The sequence below is a fragment of the Frankia sp. AiPa1 genome, from assembly GCF_023243075.1.
Classification (GTDB): domain Bacteria; phylum Actinomycetota; class Actinomycetes; order Frankiales; family Frankiaceae; genus Frankia.
In genome coordinates this window covers 191,852-208,511 of the sequence record NZ_JALKFZ020000001.1, presented here as the reverse complement: position 1 = coordinate 208,511, position 16,660 = coordinate 191,852, and the positions used below count along the sequence as shown (strand labels likewise).

Here is a 16,660-nt window from a genome sequence, read left to right as displayed (position 1 = left end):
TATGCCTTCTGACGCAGCCTCTTCGCTGGCTAGGACCCGCAACATCGGGATCATGGCCCACATCGACGCGGGCAAGACCACCACCACCGAGCGCATCCTCTTCTACACCGGTGTGAACTACAAGATCGGTGAGGTCCACGAGGGCGGCGCCACGATGGACTGGATGGAGCAGGAGCAGGAGCGGGGGATCACCATCACCTCCGCCGCCACCACCTGTATGTGGCGCGACCACACCATCAACATCATCGACACGCCCGGCCACGTCGACTTCACCGTCGAGGTCGAACGCTCGCTGCGTGTCCTGGATGGTGCGGTCGCGGTGTTCGACGCGGTTGCCGGGGTTGAGCCGCAGAGCGAGACGGTCTGGAAACAGGCCGACCGCTACGACGTGCCGCGGATCGCCTTCGTCAACAAGATGGACCGGGTCGGCGCGGAGTTCCACCGCTGCGTCGACATGATGGTCGACCGGCTCGACGCGACACCCGCCGTCATCCAGCTCCCCTGGGGCGTGGAGGCGGACTTCCGCGGCGTCATCGACCTCATCCGGATGAAGGGCCTCCTGTGGCAGTCCGAGGACAAGGGTGCGTCCTACGACACCGTTGACATCCCGGACGACCACGCCGAAGCGGCGCAGGAGTGGCGAGACAAGCTCATCGAGACCGTCGCCGAGAACGACGACGAGCTGATGGAGCTCTACCTCGAGGGCGAGGAGCCCACCGAGGAGCAGCTGGTCGCGGCACTGCGGCGGGCGACCCTTGGCAGCAAGGTCAACCCGGTACTGTGCGGGTCGGCGTTCAAGAACAAGGGCGTCCAGCCCATGCTCGACGCGGTTGTCGAGTTCCTCCCGAACCCGCTCGACATCGACGCCACCATCGGCCACGCGGTCGGCGACGAGAGCGTCGAGGTCCGCCGGGAGCCGAGCGAGGACGCGCCGTTCTCCGCGCTCGCCTTCAAGATTATGAGCGACCCGTACGTCGGCAAGCTGACCTACATCCGGGTCTACTCCGGCAAGATCTCCGGTGGCTCCCCGGTCCTGAACTCCACGAAGGACCGTAAGGAGCGGATCGGCCGCATCCTGCAGATGCACGCCAACCACCGGGAGGACCGCGACGGCGTCGGCGCGGGCCAGATCGTCGCCGTGGTCGGGCTGAAGAACACCACCACCGGTGACACGCTCTGTGACCCGAACGCGCCGGTGATCCTGGAGTCGATGACCTTCCCGGCTCCGGTCATCCACGTCGCGATCGAGCCGAAGACCAAGGCCGACCAGCAGAAGCTGGGTACCGCGATCCAGCGGCTCGCCGAGGAGGACCCGACCTTCCAGGTCCGCACCGACGAGGAGACCGGTCAGACAATCATCGCCGGCATGGGCGAACTGCACCTCGACGTGCTGGTAGACCGGATGCGCCGCGAGTTCAGCGTCGAGGCGAACGTCGGCAAGCCGCAGGTCGCCTACCGGGAGACCATCCGCCGCAAGGTGGAGAAGGTCGATTACACCCACAAGAAGCAGACGGGTGGCTCCGGCCAGTACGCCCGCGTGATCATTAACCTGGAGCCCTCCGGCGGCGACGGCGGTGGCTACGAGTTCCAGAACAAGGTCACCGGCGGGCGCATCCCCAAGGAGTACATCCCCTCGGTGGACGCGGGCTGCCAGGAGGCCATGGAGTTCGGCGTGCTCGCCGGTTACCCGCTGGTCGACGTCAAGGTGACCCTCCTGGACGGGCAGTACCACGACGTGGACTCCTCCGAACTCGCGTTCAAGATCGCCGGCTCCATGGTGTTCAAGGACGCGGCCCGCAAGGCCGACCCGGTGCTGCTCGAGCCGCTGATGGCGGTCGAGGTCACGACGCCCGAGGACCACATGGGTGACGTGATCGGCGACCTGAACTCGCGGCGAGGGCAGATCCAGGCGATGGAGGAGCGCGGCGGTTCCCGCATCGTGCGGGCCACGGTTCCGTTGTCAGAGATGTTCGGCTACGTGGGTGACCTGCGGTCGAAGACCTCTGGCCGGGCCAGCTACTCGATGCAGTTCGACTCCTACGCCGAGGTTCCCGCGAACGTCGCCAAGGAGATCATCGCCAAGGCGCGGGGGGAGTGAGCGCCCGCACGGCGTGAGCAGCACCCCACCCTGACTACACCAGCACGACACCACCCGTCCTTGGAGGGACACCCGTGGCGAAGCAGAAGTTCGAGCGGACCAAGCCGCACGTCAACATCGGCACCATCGGTCACATCGACCATGGCAAGACCACTCTGACCGCGGCGATCACCAAGGTCCTGCACGACGCCTACCCGGACCTCAACCCCTTCACGCCGTTCGACCAGATCGACAAGGCGCCGGAGGAGAAGGCCCGCGGTATCACCATCTCCATCGCGCACGTCGAGTACCAGACCGACAGCCGGCACTACGCGCACGTCGACTGCCCGGGTCACGCGGACTACATCAAGAACATGATCACCGGTGCCGCCCAGATGGACGGCGCGATCCTGGTGGTCTCCGCGACCGACGGCCCGATGCCGCAGACGAAGGAGCACGTGCTGCTCGCTCGTCAGGTCGGCGTGCCGTACATCGTCGTCGCGCTGAACAAGGCCGACATGGTCGACGACGAGGAGATCCTGGAGCTCGTCGAGCTCGAGGTCCGCGAGCTGCTGAGCTCCTACGAGTTCCCCGGCGACGACGTCCCGGTCATCCGCGTCTCCGCGCTCAAGGCGCTGGAGGGTGACAAGGAGTGGGGCGCGAAGCTCCTCGAGCTCATGGCCGCGGTCGACGAGTCGATCCCCGAGCCGCAGCGTGACATCGACCGGCCGTTCCTCATGCCGATCGAGGACGTCTTCACGATCACCGGTCGTGGCACGGTCGTCACCGGCCGCGTCGAGCGTGGCATCGTCAAGGTCAACGAGACCGTCGAGATCGTCGGTATCAAGGCGGAGACGACCTCCACGACGGTGACCGGCGTCGAGATGTTCCGCAAGCTGCTCGACGAAGGGCGTGCGGGCGACAACGTCGGCCTGCTCCTGCGCGGCATCAAGCGTGAGGACGTCGAGCGCGGCCAGGTCATCGTGAAGCCGAAGTCGATCACTCCGCACACGGTGTTCGAGGCCCGCGTCTACATCCTGAACAAGGACGAGGGCGGCCGCCACACGCCGTTCTTCAAGAACTACCGGCCGCAGTTCTACTTCCGCACCACCGACGTGACCGGCGTCGTGACCCTCCCCGAGGGCACCGAGATGGTCATGCCGGGCGACAACACCGAGATGACGGTCGAGCTCATCCAGCCGATCGCCATGGAGGAGGGTCTGCGCTTCGCCATCCGCGAGGGTGGCCGGACCGTCGGCGCGGGCCAGGTCACGAAGGTTCTCAAGTAGTGCATGCGGGCGGTGGGTCCGGGTGATCCGGACCCACCGCCCGCATTGCTTGCCCGGACATCCTGTGCGGCGCGGTGGTCGCCGCGGGGCGCAGGACTGCTGGGTGGGCCGGCTGCCGGGTGCCCGGCCGCCGACGTGGCAACGCGACACGGCAGCCAGCACCACGGCAGCCAACCGGAACCGCGCCGTCGACTCCGTCGGCGGGGGACCGGCACGAGACAGCGGTACAACCGGCAGATTCCCGCGCCGCCGGCGGCGGGGCGCCTCAGGGCGCCCCCGGCGGACGGGGTCTACGGGCGGTGACCCGGTAAGCGGTACCGGCCGGACGAGACAGACAGGACAGGCGAAGCCCACCATGGCGGCACAGAAGATCCGCATTCGGCTCAAGGCCTATGACCACGAGGTCATCGACAGCTCGGCGCGGAAGATCGTCGAGACGGTGACCCGGACGGGTGCGCAGGTCGCGGGACCGGTGCCGCTGCCGACGGAGAAGAACATCTACTGCGTCATCCGGTCGCCGCACAAGTACAAGGACAGCCGCGAGCACTTCGAGATGCGGACGCACAAGCGGCTGATCGACATCCTTGACCCGACGCCGAAGACGGTCGACTCGCTCATGCGCCTCGACCTGCCCGCCGGCGTCGACATCGAGATCAAGCTGTAAGAGGGGCCGGCGCAGTCATGCTCATCCGCAACTACAGAGGGCTCCTGGGCACCAAGCTCGGGATGACCCAGGTATGGGACGCGAACAACCGCGTCGTGCCGGTCACCGTCATCCAGGCCGGACCCAATGTCGTCACGCAGGTCAAGACGCCGGACGCCGACGGCTATTCGGCCGTTCAGCTCGGGTACGGCGATGTCGACCCGCGAAGGATCAACCAGCCGGCCCGGGGGCACTTCGCCACGAGCGGTGTCACCCCACGACGTCACCTTGCCGAGCTGCGCACCGCCGACGCCGGCAACTACCGACCCGGCCAGGAGCTGACGAACGAGGTGTTCCCCGTCGGCGCGGTCGTCGACGTCACCGGCACCTCCAAGGGCAAGGGCTTCGCCGGTGTCATGAAGCGCCACGGCTTCAAGGGCCTGGGCGCCGGGCACGGCGTCGAGCGCAAGCACCGCTCGCCGGGCTCCGTCGGCGGCTGTGCCACCCCCGGCCGCGTGTTCAAGGGTCTGCGGATGGCCGGCCGGATGGGCCACGCGCGCACCACCACGCCCGGGCTGACGATCCACGCTGTCGACACCGAGCGTGGCTATCTGCTGGTCAAGGGCGCGGTGCCCGGTCCCGACGGTGGACTGGTCTTCGTGCGCAGCGCGGCCAAGCGCCCGGCGCCCGAGGACTTCACCTCGGTCGCGGCCGGTACCGGACAGGAGGTCTCGGCATGACCCCGGTGGCGACGGCGTCCGACGCGGACGCCTCCACCTCGAACAGCGGCACCTCGGACAGCGGCGCCACGACGCGCTCCCTCGAGGTGCACGGCGGCGGCAGCGTTGATCTGCCCGGTGGCGTGTTCGACGTCCCACTGAACGTGCCGCTGATCCACCAGGTCGTGGTGGCACAGCTCGCGGCCGCCCGCCAGGGCACCCACGACACCAAGACCCGCGGCGAGGTGCGCGGCGGTGGCCGCAAGCCGTACCGGCAGAAGGGCACCGGGCGCGCCCGGCAGGGCTCACTGCGGGCGCCGCAGTTCGCCGGCGGTGGCGTCGTGCACGGCCCCACGCCGCGCAAGTACGACCAGCGCACGCCCAAGAAGATGAAGGCCGCCGCGCTGCGCGGCGCGCTCTCTGACCGGGCGCGCAACAACCGGGTCCACGTGGTCGCCGCACTGGTCACTGGCGAGGCCCCGTCGACGAAGTCCGCCGTGACGACGCTGCGCGCGATCGCCGACACCCGCCGGGTGCTCGTCATCGCCAGTCGCACCGACGAGCTGACCTGGAAGAGCCTGCGCAACGCCGCTGCGGTGCACCTGCTCGACCCGGGCCAGCTCAACACCTACGACGTGCTGGTCAGCGACGACGTCGTCTTCACCGAGGAAGCGCTGGCCGCGTTCCTCGCCCGCGACAGCCGTCCGGCAGCGCAGCCCGCGGCCGGGGCGGAGGAGAACAAGTGATTCCCGACCCGCGTGACGTCATCCTGCGGCCGGTGGTCTCGGAGAAGAGCTACGGCCTGCTCGACGAGAACGTCTACACGTTCATCGTGCACCCGGACGCGAACAAGACGCAGATCAAGCTGGCCGTCCAGCAGATCTTCGATGTGCGGGTCCTGCGGGTGAACACCATCAACCGGCAGGGCAAGCGCAAGCGGACCAAGCACGGCTGGGGCCACCGGTCGGCAACCAAGCGTGCGCTGGTCAGCCTCGCCCCCGGTGACACGATCGAGATCTTCGGCGGTCCTGGTGGCTGAGCGCGACACGGCGGCAGACCAGAGCACGGTGGGCCGAGGATCGACGGGCCAGGGACGGTAGGAAGCCATGGGTATTCGTAGGTACAAGCCGACGACGCCGGGGCGTCGAGGCGCGAGCGTGGCCGACTTCGTCGAGATCACCCGCGATCATCCGGAGAAGTCACTGGTCCGCCCGCTGCACTCCAAGGGTGGTCGCAACGCCCACGGCCGGATCACCACCCGGCACCAGGGCGGCGGCCACAAGCGGGCCTACCGGGTCGTCGATTTCCGTCGCGACAAGGACGGCGTGCCGGCCAAGGTCGCGCACATCGAGTACGACCCGAACCGCACCGCCCGGATCGCGCTGTTGCACTATGCCGACGGCGAGAAGCGCTACATCCTCGCCCCGGTCCGCCTCAAGCAGGGCGACCAGGTCAGTTCCGGGGTCGGCGCCGACATCAAGCCCGGCAACGCGCTCCCGCTGCGCAACATCCCGACCGGTACCGTGATCCACGCCATCGAGCTGCGTCCCGGCGGCGGCGCCAAGATCGCTCGTAGCGCCGGCGCCAGCGTGCAGCTCGTCGCGAAGGACGGCCCGTACGCACAGCTGCGGATGCCCTCGGGCGAGATCCGTAACGTCGACGTCCGCTGCCGGGCGACCGTCGGCGAGGTCGGCAACGCCGAGCAGAGCAACATCAACTGGGGCAAGGCCGGCCGGATGCGCTGGAAGGGCCGCCGGCCCACCGTCCGTGGTGTCGCGATGAACCCGGTCGACCACCCGCACGGTGGTGGTGAGGGCAAGACCTCCGGTGGTCGCCACCCGGTCAATCCGAAGGGCCGTCCTGAGGGCCGGACTCGGGCCCACAAGAAGGCCTCCGACGCGCTGATCGTGCGTCGGCGTAAGCAGAACAGGCGGCGGTAGTGACCGTGCGAATCCGGACCATAGCCACCCGCGGCCCGTTGTCGTATCCCGTTCACCGGATCTGAGCAGGAAGGAGGAGACACAACCATGCCACGCAGTCTGAAAAAGGGCCCGTTCGTCGACGACCACCTGCTCAAGAAGGTGGACCTGCAGAACTCCAAGGGCACCAAGCACGTCATCAAGACCTGGTCGCGGCGTTCCACCGTGATCCCCGACATGCTGGGGCACACCATCGCCGTGCACGACGGCCGCAAGCATGTCCCGGTCTTCATCACCGAGGGCATGGTCGGGCACAAGCTCGGCGAGTTCGCCCCGACCCGGACCTTCCGCGGGCACGTCAAGGAGGACCGGAGGTCACGCCGTGGCTGACGATCTCGTCGACGGCCTGACCCGGGCCGGCCTGCCGGGCGCGAAGGCGTCGGCCCGCTACGTTCGGGTCTCGCCGATGAAGGCCCGCCGGGTCGTCGACCTGGTCCGCGGCCGTTCGGTCAGCGAGGCGCTTGACATCCTGCGCTTCGCCGCGCAGGCCGCCAGCGACGACGTGTACAAGGTCGTCGCCAGCGCCGCGGCGAACGCGGAGAACAACCACGGCCTCGACCCGGCCACGCTCTGGGTCGGCGAGGTGTACGTGGACGAGGGGCCGACGCTCAAGCGCATTCGTCCCCGTGCCCAAGGCCGGGCCTACCGGATCCGCAAGCGCACCAGCCACATCACCGTCGTGGTGGAGAGCCGCGAGCCGCTCGCCGCGGCCGGCGGCCGGGGCGCGAAGACGACAAGGAGGGCCCGGTAGTGGGGCAGAAGGTTAACCCGCACGGGTTCCGGCTTGGCATCACCTCGGAGTTCACGTCCCGCTGGTACGCCGACAAGTTGTACAAGGCGTACGTCGGCGAGGACGTGAAGATCCGCAAGATGATGTCGCGGGGCATGGAGCGGGCCGGGATCAGCAGGGTCGACATCGAGCGGACCCAGGGCCGGCTGCGGGTGGACATCCACACCGCTCGCCCGGGCATCGTGATCGGCCGCCGTGGCGCCGAGGCTGACCGCATCCGCGGCGACCTGGAGAAGCTCACCGGCAAGCAGGTGCAGCTCAACATCCTCGAGGTCAAGAACCCCGAGGTGGACGCGCAGCTGGTCGCCCAGGGCGTGGCTGAGCAGCTCTCCAGCCGGGTCAGCTTCCGCCGGGCTATGCGCAAGGCGATGCAGACCGCTATGAAGGGCGGCGCCAAGGGCATCCGGGTGCAGTGCTCCGGTCGCCTTGGCGGCGCCGAGATGAGCCGCTCGGAGTTCTACCGCGAGGGTCGGGTCCCGCTGCACACGCTGCGCGCGGACATCGACTACGGCTTCTACGAGGCCCGGACGAACTTTGGCCGGATCGGTGTCAAGGTCTGGATCTACAAGGGCGACATCGTGCAGAGCCGCGCCGAGCGTGAGGCGCAGGAGGCGCTGCAGCGCCAGACCCGCCGGGACCGGCCGCGCCGTGGTCCGCGCTCCGGCTCGTCCGGCACCACCCAGGGCGGCACCGACGCCGGCCGCGCGGCGGCGCGCAACGAGCGCCGCGGTCGCGGCGGCAACGCGCCCGCCACCGAGTCCACCTCGTCCGAGGCGACGTCGGCTGAGGCGAAGCCCGCTGAGGCGAAGTCCACCGAGGCCAAGCCCACCGAGGCCAAGCCCACCGAGACGAAGCCCACCGAGGCCACGGAGCCCAGGGCGACCGCGCCAGAGGCAACCGACTCCAAGGTGATCGAGCCCAAGGCGACCGCGGCCGAGGCGCCCGAGACGACCGCGGCTGTGGCCGAGACGGCCGGCGCGCCGGCCGCGGGCACTCCGGAGAAGGCGGAGGAGTAGATCATGCTGATTCCCCGGAAGGTCGCGCACCGCAAGCAGCACCACCCCGGGCGCACCGGTGCGGCCAAGGGCGGTACGCGGGTCACCTTCGGCGAGTACGGCATCCAGGCCATCGAGTCGGCCTACGTGACCAACCGCCAGATCGAGTCGGCTCGTATCGCGATGACGCGGCACATCCGCCGTGGTGGCAAGGTCTGGATCAACATCTACCCGGACCGTCCGCTGACCAAGAAGCCGGCCGAGACCCGGATGGGTTCCGGTAAGGGCTCGCCCGAGTGGTGGGTCGCGAACGTCAAGCCCGGTCGGGTGATGTTCGAGCTGTCCGGAGTCGCGGAGCCCGTGGCCCGGGAGGCCATGCGGCGGGCCATCCACAAGCTGCCGATGAAGTGCCGGTTCGTGGTTCGTGAAGGTGGTGCGTGATGGCTGTCGCTACCGCGGACGAGCTGCGGGGTCTGTCCGGCGAGGAACTCGTCGACAAGCTCCGGGAGGGCAAGGAGGAGCTGTTCAACCTCCGATTCCAGGCGGCGACCGGGCAGCTGACCAACAACCGCCGGCTGCGTGCCGTGCGGCGTGACATCGCCAAGATCTACACGGTGATGCGCGAGCGGGAGCTGGGGATCACCGAGGATCCGGCGCTGGCCGCCGGTACGGCGGACGACGACGCGACGGAACGGGCGTGAGTGCAGTGGCAGACGAGACCGAGACCGCCTCGCAGGAGGCTCCGGCCCAGGCGGCCGCAGCCCCGGATGGCACGGCTGACGCGGTGGTGGCCGAGCGCGGCTTCCGCAAGGTCCGCGAGGGCCTGGTCGTCAGCGACAAGATGACCAAGACCGTCGTCGTCGCCGTCGAGGACCGGGTACAGCACCCGCTGTACGGCAAGACGATCCGCCGGACGAAGAAGATCAAGGCGCATGACGAGAGCGGCACCACCGGTGTCGGCGACCGCGTGCTGTTGATGGAGACCCGGCCGCTGTCCGCCACCAAGCGCTGGCGGATCGTCCAGGTCCTCGAGAAGGCCAAGTAGTTCGACCCTCGCGGGCGGCACCACCGCTCGGGACAGGCACAGGAGTTACCCGGGGCGACGCCCCCCGGCCAGGCAGTACCGGTTGGTCAGTAGTACCGGGTGATCAGTAGTACCGGGTGATCAGGAGCGGAAAGTGATTCAGCAGGAGTCGCGACTTCGGGTCGCCGACAACACCGGAGCGCGGGAGATTCTGTGCATCCGGGTGCTTGGCGGCTCTGGGCGTCGTTACGCGGGGATCGGCGACATCATCGTCGGCACGGTCAAGGATGCCCTGCCCGGCGCCGGCGTGAAGCGCGGCGACGTGGTCAAGGCGGTCGTGGTGCGCACCAAGAAGGAGCGCCGGCGGCCGGACGGCTCCTACATCCGGTTCGACGAGAACGCTGCGGTGCTCATCCGGGACGGCGGTGAGCCCCGGGGTACCCGCATCTTCGGGCCGGTCGGCCGCGAGCTGCGGGACAAGAAGTTCATGAAGATCATTTCTCTGGCGCCGGAGGTGCTGTGACCGTGGCCAGCCTTAAGATCAAGAAGGGTGACACGGTCCAGATCATCACCGGTAAGGACCGTGGCCTCAAGGGCAAGGTGATACGGGCCTACCCGGAGCGGAACAAGGTTCTGGTCGAGGGTGCGAACCGGATCACCCGGCACACTCGCGTCCAGCAGAGCGCGCGTGGCTCGCAGTCCGGGGGGATCGTCACCCAGGAAGCGCCGATCCACGTGAGCAACGTGCAGATCATCGACCCGTCGGATGGCAGGCCCACCCGCATCGGCTACCGGATCAACGAGGACGGCACCAAGGTCCGCATCTCCCGGCGCACCGGCACCGAGCTGTAGACCGGCGAGCAGTCGAGAGCAGTGGGGAATCGAGACCAGACATGACTGTCACCACCGAAGACCGGACCGCGGATGCCCGTCCGGTGCCGCGCCTGAAGCAGCGGTACCGCTCCGAGATCGCCTCGGCGTTGCGGCAGGAGTTCTCCTACGCCAACGTCATGCAGATCCCCGGCGTCGTGAAGGTCGTCGTGAACATGGGTGTCGGCGACGCCGCCCGGGACGCGAAGCTCATCGACGGTGCCGTGCGTGACCTCGCGGCCATCACCGGCCAGAAGCCGGCCGTGCGGCGCGCGACCAAGTCCATCGCCCAGTTCAAGCTGCGCGAGGGTATGCCGATCGGCGCGAAGGTCACTCTGCGCGGCGACCGGATGTGGGAGTTCCTCGACCGCCTGGTCAGCATCGCACTGCCGCGCATCCGCGACTTCCGCGGACTGTCGCCGAAGCAGTTCGACGGCCGGGGCAACTACACCTTCGGCGTGGTCGAGCAGTCGATCTTCCATGAGATCGACATCGACCGCATCGACCGGGTTCGGGGCATGGACATCACGGTCGTGACCACCGCGACCACCGACGACGAGGGTCGGGCGCTCCTGCGGGCGCTGGGCTTCCCCTTCCGGGAGAACTAGACAGATGGCCAAGAAGGCACTGATCGAGAAGTCGAACCGCAAGCCGAAGTACGCCGTGCGTGGCTACACCCGCTGCCAGCGGTGTGGGCGGTCCCGCTCGGTGTACCGGGTCTTCGGACTCTGCCGGGTCTGCCTGCGCCAGATGGCGCACCGCGGCGAGCTGCCGGGCATCACCAAGAGTTCCTGGTAGTTCGGAGTTCCTGGTAGTTCGGAGCTCCGGGTAGCCCGAGACGCACAACGAGACTCGCAACCGTACCAACCCCGCATTTCCCCCCGATCGCGGTAGGCCTGCAACCCGGCCGCCGGAACAGCGTTCCGGAGCCGGTGGGAACCACCGCGAGAAAGGCGTCACGCCATGACGATGACCGACCCGATCGCGGACATGCTCACCCGTGTCCGCAACGGAAGCCGGGCGTACCACGACAGTGTGGTCATGCCGCACAGCAAGATCAAGACGCATATCGCCGAGATCCTCCAGCAGGAGGGCTACATCTCCAGCTGGCACGTCGAGGACGCGACCTCGGCCGGCGGCGTCGGCCACACGCTGGTCATCGATCTCAAGTACGGCCCGAACCGCGAGCGTTCGATCGCCGGGATCAAGCGCATCAGCAAGCCGGGCCTGCGGGTCTACGCCAAGGCGACGAACCTTCCCAAGGTGCTCGGGGGGCTGGGCGTCGCGATCATCTCGACCTCGTCGGGGCTGTTGACCGACAAGCAGGCGAACAAGCGGGGCGTGGGCGGGGAAGTCCTCGCCTACGTCTGGTAAGGAGGGCGAGCGATGTCTCGGATCGGGCGCCTGCCCATCCCCGTCCCCAACGGTGTCGACATCACCGTCGAGGGACCCACCGTCACGGTCAAGGGCCCCAAGGGCACCTTGAGCCACACCGTCGCCGAGCCGATCGCGGTCAGTCGGGAGGACGGTCAGCTCGTCGTGAGCCGTCCCGACGACGAGCGCCGGTCCCGGTCGCTGCACGGCCTGACCCGCACCCTGGTCTCGAACATGGTCACCGGCGTCACGGCCGGGTACTCCAAGACCCTGGAGATCGTCGGCGTCGGTTACCGCGTGCAGGCCAGGGGCTCGGACCTCGAGTTCGCACTCGGCTACAGCCACCCCGTCCCGGTCAAGGCCCCTGAGGGCATCCGCTTCGAGGTGCAGACCCCGACCCGCTTCGTCGTCCACGGGATCGACAAGCAGCAGGTCGGCGAGGTCTCCGCGAAGATCCGCGGCCTGCGTAAGCCCGACCCGTACAAGGGCAAGGGCGTGCGCTACCAGGGTGAGGTCGTCCGCCGCAAGGTCGGGAAGACCGGGAAGTAGGAGATAGATCATGGCAGTGAGCCTTGGCGTCAGCGCGAAGCGACGGACCGCGAAGCTCCGTCGGCACTCCCGCGTGCGCAAGAAGGTGGCGGGCACCCCGTCCCGTCCCCGGCTCGTCGTCACCCGGTCCTCGCGGCACATCTACGCCCAGGTCATCGACGACGTCGCCGGTCACACGGTGGCGTCGGCCTCGACCCTGGACGTCACCCTGCGCGGTGGCGAGGGCGACAAGACGGCACTGGCCCGCAGGGTCGGCGACCTGGTCGCGCAGCGGGCGAAGGCCGTGGGGGTCGACGCTGTCGTGTTCGACCGCGGCGGACGGACCTACGCCGGCCGGATCGCCGCGCTCGCCGACGCGGCGCGCGAAGGCGGGCTGGACTTCTGATGACCGACCAGCGACAGGCCATCCCGGCCGCACAGCACAGCCAGAACAGGGAGATGTTGTAGATGCCAGGCCAGCAGCGCCGCGGCGGCGGCTCCGGCGGCTCCGACCGTCGGGAACGCCGGGACCGGTCGGGCGGCGGCCCGGCCCAGGAGAAGAACGCCTACGTCGAGCGGGTCGTCGCGATCAACCGCGTGGCGAAGGTCGTCAAGGGTGGTCGTCGGTTCAGCTTCACCGCGCTCGTGGTCGTCGGTGACGCCGACGGGACCGTGGGCGTCGGTTACGGCAAGGCGAAGGAGGTGCCGGCCGCCATCGCCAAGGGTGTGGAGGAGGCCAAGAAGCACTTCTTCAAGGTGCCGCGGATCGGCTCGACCATCCCGCACCCGGTGCAGGGAGAGGAGGCCGCGGGCGTCGTCCTGCTCAAGCCGGCCTCGCCCGGTACCGGCGTCATCGCCGGCGGCCCGGTGCGTGCCGTGCTGGAGTGCGCGGGCGTCCACGACGTGCTCTCGAAGTCGCTTGGCTCGTCGAACCCGATCAACATCGTGCACGCGACGGTGGCTGCCCTGCGCGGTCTCATGCGGCCCGAGGAGATCGCGGCCCGGCGTGGCCTGCCGCTCGAGGACGTCGCGCCGCCCGCCATGCTGCGTGCCCGCTCGGCGGCCGGGGCGGGTGCGTGATGGCGAAGCTGCGCATCACGCAGATCCGTTCCGGGATCGGCGGCACGCACAACCAGCGGGCGACGCTGCGTACCCTCGGGCTGCGTAAGATCAACGCGACGACCGTCCGCGAGGACCGTCCCGAGGTCCGCGGGATGATCAGGACTGTGACCCACCTTGTCCGGGTCGAGGAGGTGGACGCCTAGCCATGGCCGAGCTGACGAAGACCGACGACGCCGGGTCCACCGGCGCCGAGCCCGCCACCGCGTCGGCGGCGGGAGCCGAGCGTGGTCGTGGCCTGAAGGTGCACCACCTGCGCCCGGCGCCCGGTGCTCACCGCAAGAAGATCCGGGTCGGCCGCGGTGAGGGTTCCAAGGGCAAGACGGCCGGTCGCGGCACCAAGGGCTCCAAGGCCCGCAAGCAGGTGCCCGCCCGGTTCGAGGGTGGTCAGATGCCGCTGCACATGCGGCTGCCCAAGCTCAAGGGCTTCAACAACCCGAACCGGGTCGAGTACCAGGTGGTGAACGTCGCCACCCTCGCCGAGCTGTTCCCCGACGGCGGCCAGGTCAGCAAGGCCGACCTGGTGGCCCGCGGCGCGGTGCGCGCCAAGTCGCCGGTCAAGGTGCTGGGCGACGGCGACCTCGGCGTCGCACTGCACATCACCGCGGACGCGTTCTCGTCCTCCGCACGGGAGAAGATCGCGGCTGCCGGTGGGAGCGTTACCGAGAGTTGATCCGGCGGGCGGGGGTGGCTGCGGCGATCCCCGCCCGACGTGTGTCCGGACCTCGGTGGGCGTCCGGGCCCTGGTCCAGACTCTGATCTCGGGCCGGGCGCACTGCGCGTCCAGACGCTCTGCCTGCCGGATGTACCGCCTACCGGGAGGCACCGCGTGTCCGTGTCCTGCGACACGCTCGCATCCCGGAGCCTGTCCTGGGAGCTCTCCGAAGGCCTCTCCTGACACCTTGTCCAAGATTGTCGGTGCCGGTCGTCGCGCACGGTACTGGGTCCGTTCCGGCTTCTGCTGCTTACCGGACGTGATGTCCGGACGAGTGGACCGGGTGTCCTGTTACAGTCGCCTCACCGACATCGGCTGACGGCCGGCCTCGGTGCTCCGCTCCGGGCAGAATGTCCACCCTCCCCGTCGGTCCGCAATCTCCAGCAGGAGGAGCCGTGCTCACCGCCTTCACACGGGCATTCCGCACTCCTGACCTGCGTAAGAAGCTGCTGTTCACCGTCGGGGTCGTGGTGCTGTTCCGGTTCGGCAGCGTCATGCCGTCGCCCGGTGTCTCGACCCGGGCGGTCAACACCTGCCTCAACCAGGCGAGTGCCGAAGGCAACAACGTGTACTCGCTGATCAACCTGTTCAGCGGCGGGGCCCTGCTGCAGCTGTCCATCTTCGCGCTCGGCATCATGCCCTACATCACCTCGAGCATCATCATCCAGTTGCTCGTCGTGGTGATCCCGAGGCTCGAGCAGCTGAAGAAGGAGGGCAGCGCGGGCGAGCAGAAGCTCACCCAGTACACCCGCTACCTCACCATTGCCCTGGGCATCCTGCAGGCGACCGGCATCGTGGCCCTGGCGCGCAGCGGCCGGCTGTTCCCGAGCTGTTCGTCGGCCATCATCCCGGACACGAGCCTGTTCCGGATCACCACCATCGTGATCACGATGACCGCTGGTACCGCGGTCATCATGTGGATGGGTGAGCTGATCACTGCTCGTGGCGTCGGCAACGGAATGTCCCTGCTGATCTTCACGTCGATCGCGGCGCGGCTGCCCTCGGAGGGCAGCAGCATCCTGCAGGTCGCCGGCGGTGTGGTGTTCAGCCTGGTGATCCTGCTCGGTCTTGCCATCGTGGTGTTCGTGGTGTTCGTCGAGCAGTCGCAGCGGCGTATCCCGGTCCAGTACGCCAAGCGGCTCATCGGGCGCCGGATGTACGGCGGGACCTCGACCTACCTGCCGATCAAGGTCAACCAGGCCGGGATCATCCCGGTCATCTTCGCCTCGTCGCTGCTGCAGCTCCCGCAGCTGGTCGGGCAGGTCTGGAGCAACCGGGGGTTCCAGGACTTCGAGGAGCGCTATCTCTCACGCGGCGACCATCCGCTCTACCTGGTGACATACTTCGCACTCATCATCTTCTTCACCTACTTCTATGTTGCGATCACCTTCAACCCAACGGAGGTCGCCGACAACATGAAGAAGTATGGTGGGTTCATCCCTGGGCTCAGACCGGGCAACCCGACGGTGGAGTACCTCAAACACGTACTTGACCGGATCACGCTGCCGGGCTCGTTGTTCCTCGGAGTGATCACGGTCCTTCCGTTGGCACTGTTGAACCTGACCAAGGACCAGCCGTTCCCGTTCGCGGGCACGTCGGTTCTGATCATGGTAGGGGTGGGGCTGGAGACGGTGAAGCAGATCGAGAGCCAGCTCATGCTCCGCAACTACGAAGGCTTCCTCCGGTAGTGCGTCTCGTACTGGTGGGACCGCCCGGAGCCGGAAAAGGTACACAGGCCGCGTTCATCGCCCAGGCGCGGTCGATCCCCAAGATCTCCACGGGGGACATTTTCCGAGCGAACGTGCGACAGGGAACGGAACTGGGCATCAAGGCCAAGGCCTTCATGGACGCCGGCGACCTCGTCCCCGACGAGATCACGATCGGGATGGTCCGCAACCGGCTCGCCGAGGACGACGCCGTGAAGGGCTTCCTGCTCGACGGCTTCCCCCGCAACGTCCCGCAGGCCGAGGTCCTCGGTCAGATGCTCGATGCGATGGGGACCAAGCTGGACGTGGTTCTCGAGCTGGTCGTCGATGACGATGAGGTGGTCCGGCGGCTGTCTGGCCGACGGACCTGCCGCAACTGCGGCCACATCTGGCATCTCGACTTCGACCCGCCGTCGGTGGAGGACGTGTGTGACCGCTGCGGTGGTGACCTGTTCCAGCGGGACGACGACCGCTCCGAGACGGTCCGCCACCGGCTCGAGGTCTACGCGGACCAGACGTCCCCCCTGGTGGCCTACTACGCCGAGAAGGGCATCCTGATCGGTATCGATGCCACCGGACCGGTGGACAACGTCACCGACCGCGCGCTGGACGGTCTACGGCACTACGGAGACTGAGCAACTGGCTGGTCAGACAGCCCGGGCCGGCCGGGTCCGGCGTGGGCGCCCGAGTCCTGCTGCCGGCCGGGCGGACGGGAGACGGCTGCGGCACAGCGGTGTAAGGGGTAGCCGCCCGTCGATACCCGCAGCCCAGCGGGGCCGGGAGCTTGGCTGGCGAGTCGTTCGGCCGATGGCTGTCGGCGTGGGCGGCTAGC

At 68.4% G+C, this 16,660-nt stretch carries 25 protein-coding genes; all 25 read left to right on the top strand.

Going from position 1 to position 16,660, the window contains the following annotated elements; genetic code table 11:
• Position 1: 1 nt before the first annotated feature.
• The 25 genes from fusA to MXD95_RS00755 all read left to right on the top strand — a co-directional run bounded on the left by fusA (position 2) and on the right by MXD95_RS00755 (position 16,463).
• Positions 2 to 2,098 carry an elongation factor G gene (gene fusA / locus MXD95_RS00875; protein WP_250638538.1) on the top strand — a complete coding sequence of 699 codons (2,097 nt, stop codon included), beginning with the start codon at positions 2 to 4 and terminating at the stop codon, positions 2,096 to 2,098.
• Positions 2,099 to 2,172: 74 nt separating this feature from the next.
• A complete protein-coding gene (gene tuf, locus MXD95_RS00870) occupies positions 2,173 to 3,366 on the top strand; it encodes an elongation factor Tu (protein ID WP_250638537.1) in 1,194 nt (397 codons plus the stop codon).
• A gap of 355 nt (positions 3,367 to 3,721) precedes the next feature.
• Entirely contained in the window at positions 3,722 to 4,030 is a 309-nt protein-coding gene (rpsJ, locus tag MXD95_RS00865; RefSeq protein ID WP_007514815.1) for a 30S ribosomal protein S10, read from the top strand.
• A gap of 17 nt (positions 4,031 to 4,047) precedes the next feature.
• Complete coding sequence (gene rplC / locus MXD95_RS00860) at positions 4,048 to 4,749, top strand: 50S ribosomal protein L3 (RefSeq protein WP_250638536.1); 702 nt, start codon at positions 4,048 to 4,050, stop codon at positions 4,747 to 4,749.
• Entirely contained in the window at positions 4,746 to 5,474 is a 729-nt protein-coding gene (gene rplD / locus MXD95_RS00855) for a 50S ribosomal protein L4 (protein ID WP_250638535.1), read from the top strand. Before rplC ends, rplD begins: the two co-directional genes overlap by 4 nt.
• The gene (gene rplW, locus MXD95_RS00850) at positions 5,471 to 5,767 is read left to right on the top strand and encodes a 50S ribosomal protein L23 (RefSeq protein ID WP_250638534.1); all 297 of its coding nucleotides are present in this window, start codon (positions 5,471 to 5,473) and stop codon (positions 5,765 to 5,767) included. The genes rplD and rplW overlap by 4 nt, the downstream gene beginning before the upstream one ends.
• Before the next feature lie 67 nt (positions 5,768 to 5,834).
• A complete protein-coding gene (gene rplB, locus MXD95_RS00845; protein WP_250638533.1) occupies positions 5,835 to 6,668 on the top strand; it encodes a 50S ribosomal protein L2 in 834 nt (277 codons plus the stop codon).
• Positions 6,669 to 6,755: 87 nt separating this feature from the next.
• On the top strand, positions 6,756 to 7,037 hold the full coding sequence (gene rpsS / locus MXD95_RS00840) for a 30S ribosomal protein S19 (protein WP_011435043.1): 282 nt from the start codon (positions 6,756 to 6,758) through the stop codon (positions 7,035 to 7,037).
• Positions 7,030 to 7,458, top strand: coding sequence for a 50S ribosomal protein L22 (gene rplV / locus MXD95_RS00835; protein WP_250638532.1), 429 nt, complete (start codon positions 7,030 to 7,032; stop codon positions 7,456 to 7,458). Before rpsS ends, rplV begins: the two co-directional genes overlap by 8 nt.
• Positions 7,458 to 8,513: a 30S ribosomal protein S3 gene (rpsC, locus tag MXD95_RS00830; RefSeq protein WP_250638531.1), complete on the top strand. Its 1,056-nt coding sequence runs from the start codon at positions 7,458 to 7,460 to the stop codon at positions 8,511 to 8,513. The genes rplV and rpsC overlap by 1 nt, the downstream gene beginning before the upstream one ends.
• Positions 8,514 to 8,516: 3 nt before the next feature.
• Positions 8,517 to 8,933 (top strand): 50S ribosomal protein L16, encoded by a 417-nt coding sequence (gene rplP / locus MXD95_RS00825; RefSeq protein ID WP_250638530.1) that lies wholly within the window; start codon positions 8,517 to 8,519, stop codon positions 8,931 to 8,933.
• The gene (gene rpmC / locus MXD95_RS00820) at positions 8,933 to 9,193 is read left to right on the top strand and encodes a 50S ribosomal protein L29 (RefSeq protein WP_250638529.1); all 261 of its coding nucleotides are present in this window, start codon (positions 8,933 to 8,935) and stop codon (positions 9,191 to 9,193) included. Before rplP ends, rpmC begins: the two co-directional genes overlap by 1 nt.
• Positions 9,190 to 9,537 (top strand): 30S ribosomal protein S17, encoded by a 348-nt coding sequence (gene rpsQ, locus MXD95_RS00815; protein WP_374121929.1) that lies wholly within the window; start codon positions 9,190 to 9,192, stop codon positions 9,535 to 9,537. Before rpmC ends, rpsQ begins: the two co-directional genes overlap by 4 nt.
• A gap of 133 nt (positions 9,538 to 9,670) precedes the next feature.
• Entirely contained in the window at positions 9,671 to 10,039 is a 369-nt protein-coding gene (gene rplN / locus MXD95_RS00810) for a 50S ribosomal protein L14 (protein WP_250638528.1), read from the top strand.
• A gap of 2 nt (positions 10,040 to 10,041) precedes the next feature.
• Entirely contained in the window at positions 10,042 to 10,368 is a 327-nt protein-coding gene (gene rplX / locus MXD95_RS00805; protein WP_250638527.1) for a 50S ribosomal protein L24, read from the top strand.
• Between the two features lie 41 nt (positions 10,369 to 10,409).
• Positions 10,410 to 10,994, top strand: a complete 585-nt coding sequence (gene rplE / locus MXD95_RS00800; protein ID WP_251077549.1) for a 50S ribosomal protein L5 — start codon at positions 10,410 to 10,412, stop codon at positions 10,992 to 10,994.
• Between the two features lie 4 nt (positions 10,995 to 10,998).
• On the top strand, positions 10,999 to 11,184 hold the full coding sequence (locus MXD95_RS00795; protein ID WP_011602308.1) for a type Z 30S ribosomal protein S14: 186 nt from the start codon (positions 10,999 to 11,001) through the stop codon (positions 11,182 to 11,184).
• Between the two features lie 165 nt (positions 11,185 to 11,349).
• Positions 11,350 to 11,760 (top strand): 30S ribosomal protein S8, encoded by a 411-nt coding sequence (gene rpsH / locus MXD95_RS00790; RefSeq protein WP_250638526.1) that lies wholly within the window; start codon positions 11,350 to 11,352, stop codon positions 11,758 to 11,760.
• 12 nt (positions 11,761 to 11,772) lie between these two features.
• Entirely contained in the window at positions 11,773 to 12,309 is a 537-nt protein-coding gene (gene rplF, locus MXD95_RS00785) for a 50S ribosomal protein L6 (protein ID WP_250638525.1), read from the top strand.
• Between the two features lie 10 nt (positions 12,310 to 12,319).
• On the top strand, positions 12,320 to 12,694 hold the full coding sequence (gene rplR / locus MXD95_RS00780) for a 50S ribosomal protein L18 (protein WP_250638524.1): 375 nt from the start codon (positions 12,320 to 12,322) through the stop codon (positions 12,692 to 12,694).
• Positions 12,695 to 12,756: 62 nt separating this feature from the next.
• A complete protein-coding gene (rpsE, locus tag MXD95_RS00775; protein ID WP_250638523.1) occupies positions 12,757 to 13,368 on the top strand; it encodes a 30S ribosomal protein S5 in 612 nt (203 codons plus the stop codon).
• On the top strand, positions 13,368 to 13,553 hold the full coding sequence (gene rpmD / locus MXD95_RS00770; RefSeq protein WP_250638522.1) for a 50S ribosomal protein L30: 186 nt from the start codon (positions 13,368 to 13,370) through the stop codon (positions 13,551 to 13,553). The genes rpsE and rpmD overlap by 1 nt, the downstream gene beginning before the upstream one ends.
• A gap of 2 nt (positions 13,554 to 13,555) precedes the next feature.
• The gene (gene rplO / locus MXD95_RS00765) at positions 13,556 to 14,080 is read left to right on the top strand and encodes a 50S ribosomal protein L15 (protein WP_250638521.1); all 525 of its coding nucleotides are present in this window, start codon (positions 13,556 to 13,558) and stop codon (positions 14,078 to 14,080) included.
• A 437-nt stretch (positions 14,081 to 14,517) separates the two neighbouring features.
• Complete coding sequence (gene secY / locus MXD95_RS00760) at positions 14,518 to 15,810, top strand: preprotein translocase subunit SecY (RefSeq protein WP_250638520.1); 1,293 nt, start codon at positions 14,518 to 14,520, stop codon at positions 15,808 to 15,810.
• Entirely contained in the window at positions 15,810 to 16,463 is a 654-nt protein-coding gene (locus MXD95_RS00755) for an adenylate kinase (RefSeq protein ID WP_250638519.1), read from the top strand. Before secY ends, MXD95_RS00755 begins: the two co-directional genes overlap by 1 nt.
• The last annotated feature ends 197 nt before the right edge of the window (positions 16,464 to 16,660 follow it).

Coding starts and splice junctions, on each gene's coding strand:
- rplD (WP_250638535.1), top strand. CDS start 4,746: ATGACCCCGGTGGCGACGGCGTCCGACGCGGACGCCTCCACCTCGAAC.
- rplB (WP_250638533.1), top strand. CDS start 5,835: ATGGGTATTCGTAGGTACAAGCCGACGACGCCGGGGCGTCGAGGCGCG.
- rpsJ (WP_007514815.1), top strand. CDS start 3,722: ATGGCGGCACAGAAGATCCGCATTCGGCTCAAGGCCTATGACCACGAG.
- rplR (WP_250638524.1), top strand. CDS start 12,320: ATGGCAGTGAGCCTTGGCGTCAGCGCGAAGCGACGGACCGCGAAGCTC.
- MXD95_RS00795 (WP_011602308.1), top strand. CDS start 10,999: ATGGCCAAGAAGGCACTGATCGAGAAGTCGAACCGCAAGCCGAAGTAC.
- rpsS (WP_011435043.1), top strand. CDS start 6,756: ATGCCACGCAGTCTGAAAAAGGGCCCGTTCGTCGACGACCACCTGCTC.
- rplO (WP_250638521.1), top strand. CDS start 13,556: ATGGCCGAGCTGACGAAGACCGACGACGCCGGGTCCACCGGCGCCGAG.
- rplP (WP_250638530.1), top strand. CDS start 8,517: ATGCTGATTCCCCGGAAGGTCGCGCACCGCAAGCAGCACCACCCCGGG.
- rpsE (WP_250638523.1), top strand. CDS start 12,757: ATGCCAGGCCAGCAGCGCCGCGGCGGCGGCTCCGGCGGCTCCGACCGT.
- rpmC (WP_250638529.1), top strand. CDS start 8,933: ATGGCTGTCGCTACCGCGGACGAGCTGCGGGGTCTGTCCGGCGAGGAA.
- fusA (WP_250638538.1), top strand. CDS start 2: ATGCCTTCTGACGCAGCCTCTTCGCTGGCTAGGACCCGCAACATCGGG.
- rplE (WP_251077549.1), top strand. CDS start 10,410: ATGACTGTCACCACCGAAGACCGGACCGCGGATGCCCGTCCGGTGCCG.
- rplC (WP_250638536.1), top strand. CDS start 4,048: ATGCTCATCCGCAACTACAGAGGGCTCCTGGGCACCAAGCTCGGGATG.
- rpmD (WP_250638522.1), top strand. CDS start 13,368: ATGGCGAAGCTGCGCATCACGCAGATCCGTTCCGGGATCGGCGGCACG.
- rplF (WP_250638525.1), top strand. CDS start 11,773: ATGTCTCGGATCGGGCGCCTGCCCATCCCCGTCCCCAACGGTGTCGAC.
- rpsH (WP_250638526.1), top strand. CDS start 11,350: ATGACGATGACCGACCCGATCGCGGACATGCTCACCCGTGTCCGCAAC.